We start from the raw sequence: 14,255 nt of genomic DNA, 5'->3' as shown, positions 1-14,255 counted from the left end.
TGTCGAGTTGGCGGCGCCTTGCGGGCAGGGCTGATCGGCTGGTCTGCCCAGCTTTTCCACGTGTTCGGCTCCGGTCGGGCCCGCTCGGGCGGTGGATAACGGCAGGTCAAACGCTGTCGGGTGGGGCGTGGACGGTGGTGAACAGGTGCATCCACGCATCAGCCCAGGGCCAATGACGGGGCAGATGCAGCAACAGGCGGCGGGCTGAGCGAGCCAGCCGGGCCGGGACGTGCACCAGGTGAGCGCGGATCGTGGCGGTGGTGGCTTTGCTGTGGAAGGCCGAGGCCAGCGCGCCGGCGGCGCGTAGCAGGTTGAACGACATCGCCCACAAGATCAGCCAGGCGGCGTTGGCGTTGAAATGGCCCGAGGGCAGGTGGGCCAGGGGGCCGGCCTTGCCGTCGGCGATGACCTGCTCGATCACGGCGTGGTGGCGGTGGTGGCGCTCGGCCTGCAGGGTCTCGAACGGGCTGTCGGTGAAGAACGGGTGGTAGCGCCAGGCGGGGAAAAGTTCGCCCTGCTCACCGACGGTGGCGGGTTTGGCCAGGTCGCGGACGCGTCGCACGATCAGCCGGGCGGTGACCTGCTCGGCTTTGGGCCGGCCGGTGAAGGCGGTGTAGGCCGGTATCTCGGCGACCTGGGCGTCATAGATCAGCTCGCCGGTGTCGGGATCGAGCACACCGGTTGGGTAGTGGATCTGGCGCCATGCATTCTCGTCGATGGCGGCGATGGCCCGCTTGATGGACGGGTTCATTCCGGTCGTGATCGAGAAACGGGTGTCGGCGCGGCGGCAGGCGGCCACCACATCGGCGTTGTAGAACTGCGAATCGGCGCGCAGCACGCGCAGGCCGGTGGCCCCGGCCTGCGGTGCGGTGGCCAAGGCTTCGGCGACGAACCGCTGTGCGCCGCGTGCGTCGGCGGCCTTGCCCCGGCGCAGCCGCACCCCGGCGATGACCGGGCGGGCGATCGGGGTGCAGATCGTGGCCAGCAGCGGGTGCAGGGTCCGGACCCCTTTGAACCGCCCGATCTGCGCGCCCTGCTTGGCGCGGCCGAACACCCGCTTGTGGGTGGAGTCGATGTCGATGAAGGCGACCTGGTCGGCGCCGGGCAGCAGCGGCGCCCGCCGGGCCAACTCGCCCAGCAGCCGGCGGTGCACCGCGTGCAGTTGCAGGACGTGGCCGTGGGTGAACGACCGCAGGAACGTGCCCAGCGTCGAGGGCGCCCGGACACCGCCGAACGCGGTCGGCATCGCCCCGTGCCGCAACCGGTCGGTGTCATCGATGCTGTCGGCCCCGGCGCACATCGCCGCCACCAGCGACATCACCTTCGCGGCCGGGGCGGCGCCGGCGCTGTTGCGCGCATCCTCGATGCGCAGCGCCTCGGCCGCCAGCCCGGGCAGCCCCACCCGCTCGGCCAGCCGCACCACCGGCACCAGCCCGGCATCGGCGATCAGGTTCGGCTCGTCGAACGCGGCAGCCACCGCCGACGAGACATGAGAGGATTGCACTTACGGGATGCCTCGTTGTTTCTGCGCTGCTGGACCCTAGACAAGCCCATCATCGCAGGCCACGGGGCATCCCTTTTGTCGTTTCCGCAACCTGGACGGTCATTCACCTGTGGATCGAGGCTGAACGAGCAGGCCCCGAAACGCGAACGCCCCGCAGTTCCCGAAGGAGCTGCGGGGGCGCCTCGCGTTGGTGCACGCGTTGCAATACTACGAGCGAGCCGAGGGGGCCGTCCCGCCTTCGGGAGGATTCGGCAGAGGCAGCGGCAGGATCATCGCGTCGAAATGAGGCGAGTCCGGGAACGGCTGGAGCTTGCCGATCTTCTGCCAGCCCCAGCGTGCATACGCCCGCTGCGCCGAGACGTTGTCCTCGCGCACCAGCAGTGTCGCCCGCTCCTCGTGGCGCCCGCCCAGGAGCTCGTCGTGGAGAGCGTGGGCCACGCCCCTACCCTGCCACTGCGGCGCGACCATCAGCTCGTTGAACGCGAACGTCCGTGACCCGGTCTCGGTGGTGAACCCGTCCGGGACCGGTGTCGTGAGTCCGTTCCACCAGCGGGCATCCGTGGGGAGCGCGTACCCGAACGCTTGCCCGACCGGCTCACCCCCGGCGTAGACGATGACGATCTCGAAGCCGGGGGCCTTGGCGTAGCCGGGGAACCGCTCGGCGAACCGCTCAGCGGTATAGAACGGCTGGTCGATCACGTCCTGATGCGACGCGACGTAGACCGGAACGATCACGGTGTCGAGGATCTTCTCCGCGTCAGCGGGGTCATGCCGGGTGAACGTGAGTTCCGAGGTCATCGGTCTCCTGTCGAGGCGAGTAGTTCACGTGCTTGCCGGATCGAGGGCCGGTCGGCTTCTGCCGCGAGCCGCAACGAGGTCAGCGCACTCCCCCGCAGGAGCCCGTCGCCGCGCAGCTCCGCAGGCAGGCCCTCCAGTATCCGCACCATGTGGCGGGAGCCCTCGTCCACGTCTCCGTCGCGGAGCAGCACACCTGCCCGGTGCATCTCGATCTGACCGCGAATCTGCCAGTTCCGGTCCGGGATGAGGTCGAGCGCCTCCTCCTGAGTGGTCATCGCGGGACCGACGTTTCCGGCGCAAGTGTGGACAAAGCTGGTGACGTAGAGCAGGCGACCGTACGACCAGCCCCACTGGCTGCCTCGCTCCGTTCGCACGGTCTCCGGCAGGCTCTCGAACACGTCGCGCAAGGTGTCGAGGGCGTCCGCGGCTTCGTCGTGCCGGCCGAGTTCGGCGAGGGCCTGGGCCTTGGCGGCGTGTCCCGACATCACGCCGGAGCAGGGAATGCCCTGACCCGCCTCGACGGCTTCCTCGGCCGCCTCAACGACCGACAGGCGAGGGGTGGGGGCGTAGAGGGAGAACACGGCTGCGCGCCCGCGGACTAGGGCTGCGGCCGTGTGGTCGCCGGTGTGGTCGGCGGCGCGGGCTGCTGTCCGCCACCAACGACGCGCGGCGCGCCCCTCGCCGAGGTTGGTCAGGTTAATCGCGATGAGCGCGGCCAGTTGGGCAGCGACATGGACGAGCCGTGTCCGGGCCCTGCCGTGTCCGGTGGAAACCAGGCGCGTGAGTTCGGCGAAATCTACCGCCAGCTCCTCCTGCAGAACGGCCGCCGGTGCCCAGCCGACCTCACGGGCGTAGTCGAAGGCCACTCGCTCCCAGGCGTCGGCGTCGCGATCGCTCGTGTCTAGTGCAACGGCTTCCTCGAACGCATGGCGTAAGGGGTCGCTGTCGCGGCTCAGCGTGCTGCCGGCGACACCGGTAGCCATGAGACCCAGGAGTGTGCGGCGGTCCACGTCATCATTGTCCGCGTCGACGTCCGAGGTGCCAAAAAGGTCCTCGACCGACAGATCGAACACCTTCGCGTATGGGACAGCCCAGTCGCGAGGGCGGTGTTCTCCGCGTTCATATCCGCGGATCTGCCGTGCCAGAGACTCCACCTGTTGAGCGTTTGCCCGCAGGTCAAGCGCCTTAAACAGTGCCCGCGCCATTGCCGGTTTCGACCACCCGCGAGCCTCCCTCTCCGCCTCCAGCCGCACCGCCCATGACGGGCGTTCGTCCTCGACCATGCGTGCACCATTCGCGTCGGCCCGACAGGCGGACACTCACATAGTCCGCCTCCTGTCCGCCAGTATCCGCCTAGTCCCGTGCCGCCGTCAGCAGTTCACTAACCGTGACCGAATCGCCAACCCGTGGAGACGGTCATGGTGCACGCACGACGGACCCGCCGACCGTCCGGCCTCACTCCGGAACGGTCGACGCCAGGGGATGCGGGTCTACTCCTGGCCGGATGGCCCGCATCCCCACCAGCGGACGTGCGCGCAGCGCGTTAACGCCTCGGCTGCGCGCACGTCCGCACCAGACACCCACAGCCTCGCGTCAAGGACTCAGCATGCCCGCAACCACGCAACCGCCCACGCCCCCGCTGACCAAGGACGACCTGAAGGAACGCCACCCCGGCTGGAACATCATCCATTCCGCGCAGGGCGGCTGGTGGGCGCAGCAGTTCCCCGTCTCGCGCGAGCTGGCCGGCGAGCACAACATGCTCAACGCCGACAGCCCCGAGGCCCTCGACGAGAAGCTGACGGCCCTGGAGGCGTCCCGGTGACCGGCACGGACCCGAACCCTGGCTTGGACTACAGCCGTCCGTCGACCGCCCGCATCTACAACTACCTGCTCGGCGGCAAGGCATGGTCGGCGGTCGATGAAGAGGCTGCTCTGAAGGTCATCCGGTCAGCGCCGGACGCGCCGATCGTGGCACGGGAGAACATGCGCTTCGCCGGCCGCGCCGCGTCCTGGGCCGTCGTCCGGTACGGCATCCGGCAGGTTGTCGACATCGGGGTCGGGATCCTCGACGAGGTCCCGATCCCCTCGGTGGAGACGTGCGTCAAGGCCGCGGCGGCCGGCACGAGGGTCCTGGCGTACGACCACGATGACGTCGTCCTGGCACACGCTCGGGTGCTCCGCCCCGGATACGGCGGAGTGCTCGCGGGTGACGTCACCGACCTCGACGGGATCTTCGGCCACCCCCTGGCCGCGGACCTCATCGACCCGGCGGCGCCGATCGTGGTGGTCCTGGCCGCTGTGCTGCACTTCGTGCCCGACGCCGGCGCGGTCATGGCCGACCTCCGGGGCCGTCTCGCCCCCGGCAGTGTCGTGGTGCTGTCGCATGCGACCTCGACCAAGACCGACGGCGGCCGTGTCAACGCGATGACCCAGGCGTACCGGGGAGCGTCGAGCCAGATCGTCTTCCGCACGGAGGAGGAGATCCGGGCGCTCGCCGCCGGCTGGGACATCGTCACCCCGCCGGGCCTCGTCGACGTCCAGTCCTGGGACCCCGCCGGAGCGTACACGGGCCCGCCCTCCGAGACCGTCCGGGTCGTGGGGATGGCCGCGGTCCTGCCCGAGAGGGCGGCGCGGTGACGAAGATCGACCAGGTCTCGCCGCACTTCGCTCGGATCTTCGACTACTGGCTGAGCGGCAAGGACAACTACGGGATCGACCAGGAGGTCGGCGACGCCGTCAGCGCGGTCCTGCCGGAGGCGGTGGACGCGGCTCTCCACAACCGGGCCTTCCTGTGCCGCGCCGTGCACTACCTGGCGGCGGAGGCGGGCATCCGCCAGTTCCTCGACATCGGGTGCGGGATGCCGGGCGAGGACAACACCCACGAGGTCGCGCAGCGGATCATCCCGCAGGCCCGCGTCGTCTACGTCGACAACGACCCGCTCGTGCTCGCGCACGCCCGCGCGCTCCTCACCAGCTCGCCGGAGGGCTCGTGCGACCACGTCGACGCCGACGCCCGCGACGCTGCTCGCATCCTGACGGAGGCCTCCCGCACCCTCGACCTCGGCCAGCCGATCGCGGTGATGATGCTGGGCGTCCTGAACCACCTCGACGACCTCGACGAGGCGTGGGCGGCCGTTCAGCAGCTCCTCGCACTGCTCGCACCAGGCAGCCACCTGGTCATCACTCACCCCACCGCCGAGCTCCACGGCGATCGCGTGCACCAGGCGATGAGGCTGGCGATGGACCTCGGGTGCGGCCCCATCGTGGCGCGCTCCCTCGACGAGATCGCCTCGTTCTTCGTCGGCCTGGAGGTGCTGGAGCCCGGTGTCGTGCCGTGCTCGCGATGGCGCCCCGACCCATGGGTGGACGCGCCGGCGGTGCTCCAGTACTGCGGAGTCGCCCGAAAGGCCGCGCCGTGACGCATGCGACCGCACCATGCACGACCTCGCCCAGCTCATCGAGCGAGAGCTAGCCGAACGCCTCGCCGCCCACTACCCGCACCCGTGATCTACAGAAATAGAAGACCACCAAACCGACTAGGAAACCCGACAAGTGACCGATACGTCCTCCCCCACCGCACCAGCCGAGACCCCGCTGCTGGGCGACTTCGCTGCGGCGATGCACTCCAAGTACGTCGCCAAGGATGGCCACAAGGCCACCAAGCGCATGATCCTGATCGTCCCCGCCCTGCTCCTGTCCGTCGGCATCGGCCTGGGCGCCGCGGCCCGAGCCGGCCTGCCGCCGGCCTGGGCCTCGGCGGTGACCGGCACGCTGGCCGCCTTGATCGCCGGCTTTGTGGGATGGGCCGTCGGCGTGGCCTTCCGCACTGACCCGCTGCGGAACGTGGACTGGAAGACCGCCGACACCTACGAGGAGGAACTCACCGCCGGCCTGCACCCGGACGCCCGCGCCGTCCTGGCCCGCGCCCAAAAGCAGGTCGCCCGACTGCTCCCGGCCGCGGACCGCGTCCACCTGTACTCAGCCGACGGTCTGCCCAAGCATGCCTGCACCCTGGACACGACCGGCTGCGACTGCGCCCGCATGCGCGTCAACGCCGCGGTGATGCCCAACCGGCGGCACCCGGTCATCCTGGTCGGCGACCGTCTCCTGGGCGAGCCCGCCGCGCTGGCCTACGTCCTGGCGCACGAGGTCAACCACGTTCGCCGGCCCTGGCTGCTGGTCTACCAGCTGCTGCAGATCGTCACCCTGGCGGGCTGGCTGGTGATGGGCCTGATCCTTCCCTTGCACGACCTGGTCGTCGTCGCCCCGGTCGTGTGGGCGGCGACCATGACCATGCACTGGGTCAACGAACTCGCGGCCGATTACGCCGCCCGCACCGCCGGCCGCGACGCCGCCCGCGCCTTCTGGACGATGCTGCGCGCCGCCCGCCCCACCCGCACCGGTCTGTCCCGGCTGACCGGCGGCGTGATGGCGGTGCTGGCGCCGACGCATCCGCCGGTGGCGCTGCGCGCGGCCCTGGCCGACCGCATCGCCCACCGGACTCTTCCCTAGCCCTCAACACCATCGATATGAAAGGACCCGCACGGTGACCGAACTACGGCTCAGCTACGTCAACGTCGAACACGGCGGCCGGACGCCGGCCGGCTACTCCAGTTACTCCGGCGACGGCGGCCCCTACGACTACCGGAAGATCGTGGGGATGTTCCACGACGGCGACTGGCCCGACATCGCCGTGATCGGTGAGGGCGACCGGTTCGAGCTGAACGGCATGGAGGGCGCGTACGAGGCCGCCGCCGCGCTGCGGGAGGCCGGGGGCCCGCCCTACGTCCCCAAGCCGTGCTCGCTGCCGCGGGAATGGGGGATGTTCGCCCCCGTCATCTTCGTCAACCCGGTCAAGGTCGTGACCCGCCGGTTCTACTCGCACAGGCTGCCGGACTTCGCCGCCCGTAACCGGAACCTGCTGCTGTTCACCCTCCCCGGCCGCAGCGACCCGATCCGGATCGCCGTCACGCACGGCGACATCTACTCCGGCGACACACGGTTGGCCGACAACCGCAGGTTCGACCGGCTCGCCGAGGGGATGCCGTGCGCGCTGCTCGGCGACTGGAACACCGTCCCCAGCGGGCCGATGTTCGAGCCGACCGACATGAACAAGCCCGGCCTGCACAACCCACGCGCGATCAACTACCGCGTCCAGTTCCAAGGCGGGGCCCGCCAGGCCGGCCCGCACATCTACGACACCCGCGCGCTGGACTTTCTGGTCGGGTGGTGGAACCCCGACACGCAGCAGCGGGAAGGCGGCGTCGGGTTCCACCACTGCGCCGAGCTCGCCCAAAACTTCACCCCGACTCAGGGCGAGCGGCCCAACGGCCGCCAGTGCCTGGTCATCGACGGCATCCTCCTCAACGACCCGCTCCGCGACGCGTACGTCCCCGGCTCGTACCGAGTCCACGACTGGCGCGACCCCGAGCGGCCCGACTCCGACCACAAGCGGATCAGCGTCACCGTCGACATCTGAACGCAGCCGCCACCCACGACGAGGGAACACGCGTTGACCGACACCGCCCCCGCCCTGCAGACCCGTCCCTTCGGGCCGATGGACGCCCTGTACTGCGCGTTGCGGCGCAGCCTCCCGCAGATCCTGGCCGTCCACGTCCGGGACCCCGAGGAGTACATCCGGGTCACCTACCGGGCCGCCGGGCCCGCGGACATCGCCTGGGACGACGACGCGGAGCAGTACCGCTGGTCCGCCGGCGCCACCGGGATGCTCGGCTCCCGCGCCGAGCTGGACCGCGTTGTCGCGGCCGTCGCCGAACACCTGGAGGCGGTGCTGCTCGGCGGCCCGGCCGAGAGCCGCCCCGAACACCCGTAGCGCACTGGCCCCTGCAGCCCCCAGGAGCGCGGCCCCGAGCCGCCGCTGGGACTCATCCCGTTCGCGTCCGCGGCGGGACCAACAGTCCGGCGCCCTGCCGGGCACCGAAGGCTCTAGGAGGAGCCGATGTCGATCACCCTGTCCGCAGCCGACCCGATCATCCGCGCGGAACTGCCCGCGCCGTTCCACGAGGGGTGGAACCGCATCGACGGCGTCACCGTCGACGGCCGGATGCTCACCATCAACACCGGGGAGTACTTCTACCGGTACCTCAACCCCACGTGGATGGTCTGTGACTGGGCGGGCGTGCAGGCCGACCTGCTGAACGCCCAGGAGACCACCCGGACCGCGGTCGAGCAGATGGCCCTGGAGTACATCCAGGCGCACGGCCGGACCACCAGCGACCCCGCCGAGGTCCTGACCACCGCGCACGCGGTCTACTCCTACCTGTTCCGCACGGAGCACCTGACCGACCCGTCCCTGGCCGGCATGGGCGTCACCGAACAGGACCTGCGGGTCCTGGTCGAGATGGGCACGATGATGGCCCTCAACCGGGTCGAGCTGTCCGGCATGATCAGCAACGTCGGCCCCGCCTGGATGTTCGGGGAGGCCGCCAAGGTCGTGTGGGGCCTCACCACGCCCGAGGCCGAGAAGCTCGATGAGCTCTACCACGGTGGGTGGTTCAATGAGCCCCGCCGGATCGAGCAGATCAAGGCGCACGCCGCGCTCGGCGGGCGGCTGGTGCACGGCTGCCAGTCCGGTGTCGAGCAGCACATGGCCGGCGGATGCGTGGCCCCCTACGGCGCGAACATCGACAGGTTCCGCGCCGACCTGGGCACGTTCCGCGACGAGTGGGTCGAGAGGGTCCGCGCCTGTGGCAAGTGAATCCGACAGCCCGACGGCCGCCCCTGCGGGGGTGGCCGCCGGGCCCGCCACCATCAGCCGTCTAGCCGAGCAGATCGGCGCCCAGGTCACCGACCGCACCCCCGTACGGGTCTGGTCCATGTCCGGTGTCGAACGGCTCCACCTGCACGGCGGCGGGACGGTCATCCTGAAGTACGCCGTGGCGCAGTTCGGCGACGAGGCCCGGATCCTGCGGCACGCCGCCGCGCACGATGTCCCGGTCCCCCGCGTGCTGGCCGCCACGACTCAGGAGGACGGCACCGCCGCGTTCCTGTTGGAGGACCTTGGCGCGCAGGTGCGCGAGGCCGAGCTGCGCGACGCCGCCCAAGCGGCTGTCGCCATCCACCGCTGCCCGCCCCTGGAGGGTCTGCCGGTGCTGGACCAGGCCGCCCTCGCGGCGCTCCCCGGCAACGCGCTGGGGACGCTGCAGGAGTTGCAGGCCGCCGGCCGCTGGCGGGAAGCGGACGACAACGGCATCCGCGAAGCACTCCAGCGTCTCGGGGCCGTCGCCGAGGCCCGCGCCGCCGGCGCGGAACTGCCGCCGTTCGGGTTGTGCCACAGCGAATTTCACCCCACCTCCCTGTACGTGACCGACGAGGGCCCGTACCTGCTGGACCTGGCGCGCGCGTTCACTGGGCCGGGCCTGCTGGACCTGGTGTCCTGGCAGGGCACCGCCGACCCGCTCGACCCGGGCAAGGTCAACGACCTGCTCGACGCGTACGTGGCCGCGGGCGGCCCCGCCGAGGCCCGCGCCGACCGCGGCGGCGGGCTCCCGGCCGCCCGGTGGGCGTGCGGGTGGTTCCGGGTGTGGGTCACCGAATGGTTCCTGCAGGCGACTCTCCGGTACGCCACGACCACCGACAACGACGCCTCTCATCAGCAAGGCGTGCTGCGGGATCTGGGAGAGGCCCTGGAATGCCTGACGTGAAGGAAGTGCAGATCCACCCGAGCGAACGACTCCCCCTGCCCGGCGGTGCCGGGCACGCCGACGTCGACGTGGAGATGGTTCCGCTCGTCCGCGCCTTGTGGGCGGACGGGTACACCACCGTGGGCTGCTGCCAGAACCTCGGCGAGTCGATCGAGCACAACGGCCACAGGTCACCGGTGGCGCTCCAGCACCGGCGGCGGTGGGCCGAGTTCTACCGGGGGCACGCCTGGCTCAGCCTCCCGGCCGGCGACGCCCGCCGGCTGATCGGCGCCCTGGGCACCCATACGGTGTTCGGCGAGCGGGTACGGCGCTGGACCCACCCCGACGCGTGGATGGCCGTGGGCTACCTGTTCCCCACCGCAGACGGCCGGGCCGAGCCTGAACCACTGGTCCAGGTCAGTTTTCCCGCAGCCCAGATCGGCCAGCTCCTCGTGGCTCTCAACGACATGGCCGCCGCCTCACACTGACCGGTCCACCGCGCCGGCGGACGGTCGCCCCCGCCCCGCCGCCGGCGCGGTGGCCCCGCAGACCCCAGACGCCGTGCCGTGCCGTGCCGTTGGAGACAGTGCGGTAGACGCCCGGCTGGTAACAGGGTGAGGAACACCGACAGCACGGCCAGCAGCAAGGCAACGGGCGCGAATGCGTTCATGGCCCGGACCCTATGGGCGGCGCGAGCGGCGGCGCTTCAGAGCGCGGTCCTGTGGATAACCCCTCTGACCGGCGCCCTGATCTACTCAAGGGCTCCGGTCGTCGCCGTCGCCGTCGGCGACGTACTCGCGGAGCGTCTGCTCAACGTCGTCGGCGACGGCGTCAACGAGCTGCCGCAGCTCATCATCGCTGCCGGAGGCCTCGACGAACTTCCGGAGCGCCTGCTGGACATCACCGGTGACCGCGTCGACCAGCTGCCCCAGCCCGTCGCTGCCGGAGCCCTCGACGGCCTCCCGCAGCGTCTCCTGGACGTCGCCGGTGACCGCGTCAACGAGCTGCCGCAGCTCATCATCGCTGCCGGAGGCCTCGACGAACTTCCGGAGCGCCTGCTGAACGTCACCGGTGACCGCGTCGACCAGCTGCCCCAGCCCGTCGCTGTGGGAGCCCTCGACGGCCTCCCGCAGCGTCTGGTCGACATCGGGACCGCGCCCGCAGTTGCAGCCGCTGGTGCAGTTGCAACCGCACTCGGCCGGACATACACATTGATCAAGATCGCCTTCGCAGCACATGGCTCGCTCGTGTGAAGGGCGGGCCCCGAGTCCTTGGCAGGGAGAGACGGGCCCGCCCAGGGGCGGTTGGAGCCGCGGCCCCTAGACGACGCGAGAGCTGCTAGAGACCGCGGAGATGGTGTGCGCGGCGGGCGGGAAAGGGGATGTCGGATTCCCGCCCGCCGCGCGGTACAGCCCCCGCCTCCCGCGCCGGGGGCGTACGTCGCGGCGGTTGAGCCCGCCACGCTCGCGGCTGGGGGTTACGGCAGGAGGCCGAGCCGCCGGATGATCTGGCCTTCGAGGGCGGGCAGCGACGGGACGCCTCCCACCAGGTGGGAGACATGCGGGACCATCGCCCACCACAGGCGGGTGTGGTGGCCGTACCAGGCGTGCACGCCGAACTGGTCCTTGATCCGGGCCACCTCGGCGTCGCGGACCTGCTGGGGGTCCAGTTGGACGGTGTCGCCGGTCATGCCTGCGCCGCCTCCCTCCGCAGCACGGCGCGGAGCTCCTCGGGGGCATGAGCGTCTCCCGTGCTCATTCGCCGCGCCCGTTCACTCACCGCAGCGACCACCGCGTCTGTCTGGACCGCCTGCGCGAGCAGATAGTCCAGGACGTCGGCGGTCTCGGCCTCGCAGACGGAGTGCCCGCCCCTCCATCCCGCGCGGTACCGCCGCTCGGCCACCCAGGCGACGGTGTGGCCCTCCCGGTATTGGACAGACCAGCCCGGCCAGGCGGCGCGGAGCTGCCGAAGCCTTTCCGCCGGCGGCTGTTCAACCTGGAACGACTCCCCGCAGGGCCGGGCCAGGGCAGCCTCGGCATCCCTCTCGGCGGCGTCCGCGACCTCCTGGGCGACCGCGGCCGCGCGGTGGAACTGGTCGGCGACCCTCCGCTGCTGCTGCGTCCTGCTCATGGACCCGAGCGAACCGCAGCCTCCCCCACCCCGGTAAGACGTGCGCAGGGGGCGGGTGCGTGCGCCGGGGGGCGGGGGGCGTGAACAGGGGGCGTGCGCCGCGCGCGCACACTCGAACACCCGCCGTGAGGCATGCCACACTGCAAGCCACCGCGGGACAGCGACCCAGACAGGACGCAATGGCCGGAAAATCGCACCCCAACCACAAGCTCGCCGCGCTGATCGACGAGGCGGGCTTCTCCCGCAAGGGCCTGGCCGACCGCGTGGTCCGGCTGGCACAGCTGAGGGGTGTGCAGAACCTGCGCTACAACCACAGCAGCGTGACCCGGTGGCTCGTCCACGGCGATCAGCCCCGGCCGCCCGTACCGCAGATCCTCGCCGAGGTCTTCACGATCGAGCTGGGCCGCCGGATCACCGTGGCGGACCTCGGCTTGAAGTCCCCCGGCCTCCCACAGAACATCGGCCTCGAGCTGCCGACCAGCCAGACGGCCAGCGCCCAGGCCGCCACCCTCCTATGGCGGGCCGACATCGACCAGCAGCGGCCCCTGGTGGGGGCCGAGTTCGACCAGGGCGCGTTCTCCGTCGCCGCGCTGCGGTGGTTCGTCGGCCCGTGGGACCCGGCACCGCCCCCGGCGGCCGGGCGCCGCATCGGCGCCGCCGACGTCGAGGAGATCCGGCAGGTCACCGCCGCGTTCCGCATCCTGGACAACCGGCTCGGCGGCGGCCACGTCCGCTCGCCGGTAGTGGAGTACCTGCACACCCATGTCGGGCCGCTGCTGCGGGACGCGCGCGCCGCCGAACCGGTCCGCCGGCAGCTGTTCGCCGCGGCCGCCGACCTCACCAAGCTGGCGGCGTGGCTCTACCACGACCTGGACCGGCAAGGGATCGCGCAGCGGTACCTTGTCCAGGCCCTGGCCATGGCCCGCCATGCCGACGACTACGGCCTCGGCGCCGAGATCCTCGCCGCAATGAGCCAGCTGGCGCACTACGTCGCCCAGGCCGACCAGGCCGTGGACATGGCCCGCACCGCGCAGACCGCTGCCCGCCGCGCCGGCCTACCGGTCCTGATGACCGAATGCGAGGTGATGGAGGCGCATGGGCACGCCGCGCAGGACGGAGGGGCGCGGGCGTGCGCGGCGGCGCTGACACGCGCCGAGGCCAGCTACGACCGAGCGACCACGACGGAACTGCCGCCGTGGCTGGACTACTTCGACGAGGCGTACTTCGCGGCCAAGATCGCGCACTGCTTCCGCGACCTTGGCCGGCCCGCCGAGGTGGAGCAGTACGCGCGCAAGTCGCTGGACATGGACCCGGCCTACCGGCGCGGGAAGACGTTCAACGTCGCGATCCTGGCGGTGGGGCTGGCCGAGCAGGGGAACCTGGCGGAGGCGGTCAAGGAGGGGCGCACGGCGGTGGACATGGCCGCAGGGCTCACCTCGGCGCGGGTCTACCGCTACATCCGCGACGTGCTCGGCGCTCTCGCACCCTACGCGGCCGACCCGGAGGTGGCCGAGATCATGTGCTACGCCCAGGAGCAGCTGCCCGCGCTGCGCGTGCGTGCAGCACGGCCATGATCGTCGCCCCTCCGATGATCTCGCCGTTCTCGATGAGCCGCTGCGCCTCGTCCAGCGGCACCCACCGGACGGCCTCGGCCTCGTCAGCGTGCGGCTCCCCGACCAGGTCGGCGCCACGGGCCAGGTAGATGTCCTGGGGCGCGTCGGCGGACCCGACCATCGGCTGGAACGTGAACAGGTACTCCACGCTGCGGGGCCGCCAGCCGGTCTCCTCCTCGGCTTCCCGGACAGCGGTGACGGCTGGGTCCTCACCGGGGTCGGCGTAACCGCCGGGGACCTCCCAGTCCCAGCGGTCGAGGATGAACCGGTGCCGCCAGATCAACAGAATGTTCTCGCCCGTCTCGTCCAGGACGGCGGTCATGACGCAGCGGGGCAGCCGAATGACGTACTGGTCGAAGTGCGTCCCGTTGGGCAGTTCGACACTCGCCACCGATAGGCGGATGTGGCGGTTCTCGTCGACCAGGCGCTCGCCGTGAATGGTCCACTTGGTGTGTTCGGACTTGGTGTGTTCGGTCGGCACACGGCGACGGTATCGCGCGGCGCCGGTTCCGGGCCTGGACTGCTCCTGACCGCAGGGACGGGACGGGCGGGTGCGGTGGTCGGACG

The 14,255-nt window shown here is 71.1% G+C and carries 17 protein-coding genes; 10 read left to right on the top strand and 7 right to left on the bottom strand.

Going from position 1 to position 14,255, the window contains the following annotated elements:
* Positions 1-106: 106 nt before the first annotated feature.
* From CHF16_RS18820 to CHF16_RS18810, 3 genes are all read right to left on the bottom strand, one after another.
* Entirely contained in the window at positions 107-1,504 is a 1,398-nt protein-coding gene (locus CHF16_RS18820) for an IS1380 family transposase (RefSeq protein WP_089327376.1), read from the bottom strand.
* Positions 1,505-1,711: 207 nt separating this feature from the next.
* A complete protein-coding gene (locus CHF16_RS18815) occupies positions 1,712-2,302 on the bottom strand; it encodes a GNAT family N-acetyltransferase (RefSeq protein ID WP_089327375.1) in 591 nt (196 codons plus the stop codon).
* Complete coding sequence (locus CHF16_RS18810; RefSeq protein ID WP_143228047.1) at positions 2,299-3,585, bottom strand: XRE family transcriptional regulator; 1,287 nt, start codon at positions 3,583-3,585, stop codon at positions 2,299-2,301. Before CHF16_RS18810 ends, CHF16_RS18815 begins: the two co-directional genes overlap by 4 nt.
* A 323-nt stretch (positions 3,586-3,908) precedes the next feature.
* Between CHF16_RS18810 and CHF16_RS40340 the strand changes: the two genes are divergently transcribed.
* The 9 genes from CHF16_RS40340 to CHF16_RS18770 all read left to right on the top strand — a co-directional run bounded on the left by CHF16_RS40340 (position 3,909) and on the right by CHF16_RS18770 (position 10,433).
* Complete coding sequence (locus CHF16_RS40340) at positions 3,909-4,124, top strand: hypothetical protein (RefSeq protein ID WP_179271590.1); 216 nt, start codon at positions 3,909-3,911, stop codon at positions 4,122-4,124.
* On the top strand, positions 4,121-4,939 hold the full coding sequence (locus CHF16_RS40335) for an SAM-dependent methyltransferase (protein ID WP_179271589.1): 819 nt from the start codon (positions 4,121-4,123) through the stop codon (positions 4,937-4,939). Before CHF16_RS40340 ends, CHF16_RS40335 begins: the two co-directional genes overlap by 4 nt.
* A complete protein-coding gene (locus tag CHF16_RS18800) occupies positions 4,936-5,721 on the top strand; it encodes an SAM-dependent methyltransferase (protein WP_089327372.1) in 786 nt (261 codons plus the stop codon). The genes CHF16_RS40335 and CHF16_RS18800 overlap by 4 nt, the downstream gene beginning before the upstream one ends.
* Before the next feature lie 133 nt (positions 5,722-5,854).
* Complete coding sequence (locus CHF16_RS18795) at positions 5,855-6,814, top strand: M48 family metalloprotease (RefSeq protein WP_089327371.1); 960 nt, start codon at positions 5,855-5,857, stop codon at positions 6,812-6,814.
* A 34-nt stretch (positions 6,815-6,848) separates the two neighbouring features.
* Positions 6,849-7,781 (top strand): endonuclease/exonuclease/phosphatase family protein, encoded by a 933-nt coding sequence (locus tag CHF16_RS18790; RefSeq protein ID WP_089327370.1) that lies wholly within the window; start codon positions 6,849-6,851, stop codon positions 7,779-7,781.
* A gap of 33 nt (positions 7,782-7,814) precedes the next feature.
* Complete coding sequence (locus CHF16_RS18785) at positions 7,815-8,135, top strand: hypothetical protein (RefSeq protein WP_089327369.1); 321 nt, start codon at positions 7,815-7,817, stop codon at positions 8,133-8,135.
* Positions 8,136-8,261: 126 nt separating this feature from the next.
* On the top strand, positions 8,262-9,020 hold the full coding sequence (locus CHF16_RS18780; RefSeq protein ID WP_143228046.1) for a hypothetical protein: 759 nt from the start codon (positions 8,262-8,264) through the stop codon (positions 9,018-9,020).
* A complete protein-coding gene (locus CHF16_RS18775) occupies positions 9,010-9,966 on the top strand; it encodes an aminoglycoside phosphotransferase family protein (RefSeq protein ID WP_143228045.1) in 957 nt (318 codons plus the stop codon). The genes CHF16_RS18780 and CHF16_RS18775 overlap by 11 nt, the downstream gene beginning before the upstream one ends.
* Entirely contained in the window at positions 9,963-10,433 is a 471-nt protein-coding gene (locus CHF16_RS18770; RefSeq protein ID WP_143228044.1) for a hypothetical protein, read from the top strand. Before CHF16_RS18775 ends, CHF16_RS18770 begins: the two co-directional genes overlap by 4 nt.
* Positions 10,434-10,700: 267 nt before the next feature.
* Here the strand turns inward: CHF16_RS18770 and CHF16_RS18765 are convergent, their stop codons facing one another.
* The 3 genes from CHF16_RS18765 to CHF16_RS18755 form a co-directional block, all read right to left on the bottom strand.
* Positions 10,701-11,183: a hypothetical protein gene (locus tag CHF16_RS18765; RefSeq protein ID WP_089327366.1), complete on the bottom strand. Its 483-nt coding sequence runs from the start codon at positions 11,181-11,183 to the stop codon at positions 10,701-10,703.
* Between the two features lie 239 nt (positions 11,184-11,422).
* Positions 11,423-11,635 carry a hypothetical protein gene (locus tag CHF16_RS18760; RefSeq protein WP_089327365.1) on the bottom strand — a complete coding sequence of 71 codons (213 nt, stop codon included), beginning with the start codon at positions 11,633-11,635 and terminating at the stop codon, positions 11,423-11,425.
* The gene (locus CHF16_RS18755; RefSeq protein WP_089327364.1) at positions 11,632-12,075 is read right to left on the bottom strand and encodes a hypothetical protein; all 444 of its coding nucleotides are present in this window, start codon (positions 12,073-12,075) and stop codon (positions 11,632-11,634) included. The genes CHF16_RS18760 and CHF16_RS18755 overlap by 4 nt, the downstream gene beginning before the upstream one ends.
* 179 nt (positions 12,076-12,254) lie before the next feature.
* Between CHF16_RS18755 and CHF16_RS18750 the strand changes: the two genes are divergently transcribed.
* Entirely contained in the window at positions 12,255-13,649 is a 1,395-nt protein-coding gene (locus CHF16_RS18750; protein WP_089327363.1) for an NsdA family TPR-like regulatory protein, read from the top strand.
* Here the strand turns inward: CHF16_RS18750 and CHF16_RS18745 are convergent.
* Positions 13,591-14,169 carry an NUDIX hydrolase gene (locus CHF16_RS18745; RefSeq protein WP_245868784.1) on the bottom strand — a complete coding sequence of 193 codons (579 nt, stop codon included), beginning with the start codon at positions 14,167-14,169 and terminating at the stop codon, positions 13,591-13,593. The genes CHF16_RS18750 and CHF16_RS18745 overlap by 59 nt on opposite strands.
* Positions 14,170-14,255: the final 86 nt, after the last annotated feature.

This window comes from Actinomadura meyerae, from assembly GCF_900188445.1.
Taxonomy (GTDB): domain Bacteria; phylum Actinomycetota; class Actinomycetes; order Streptosporangiales; family Streptosporangiaceae; genus Spirillospora; species Spirillospora meyerae.
The sequence above is the reverse complement of the archived record's forward strand: the minus strand, read 5'-3'. Positions and strand labels throughout refer to the sequence as shown.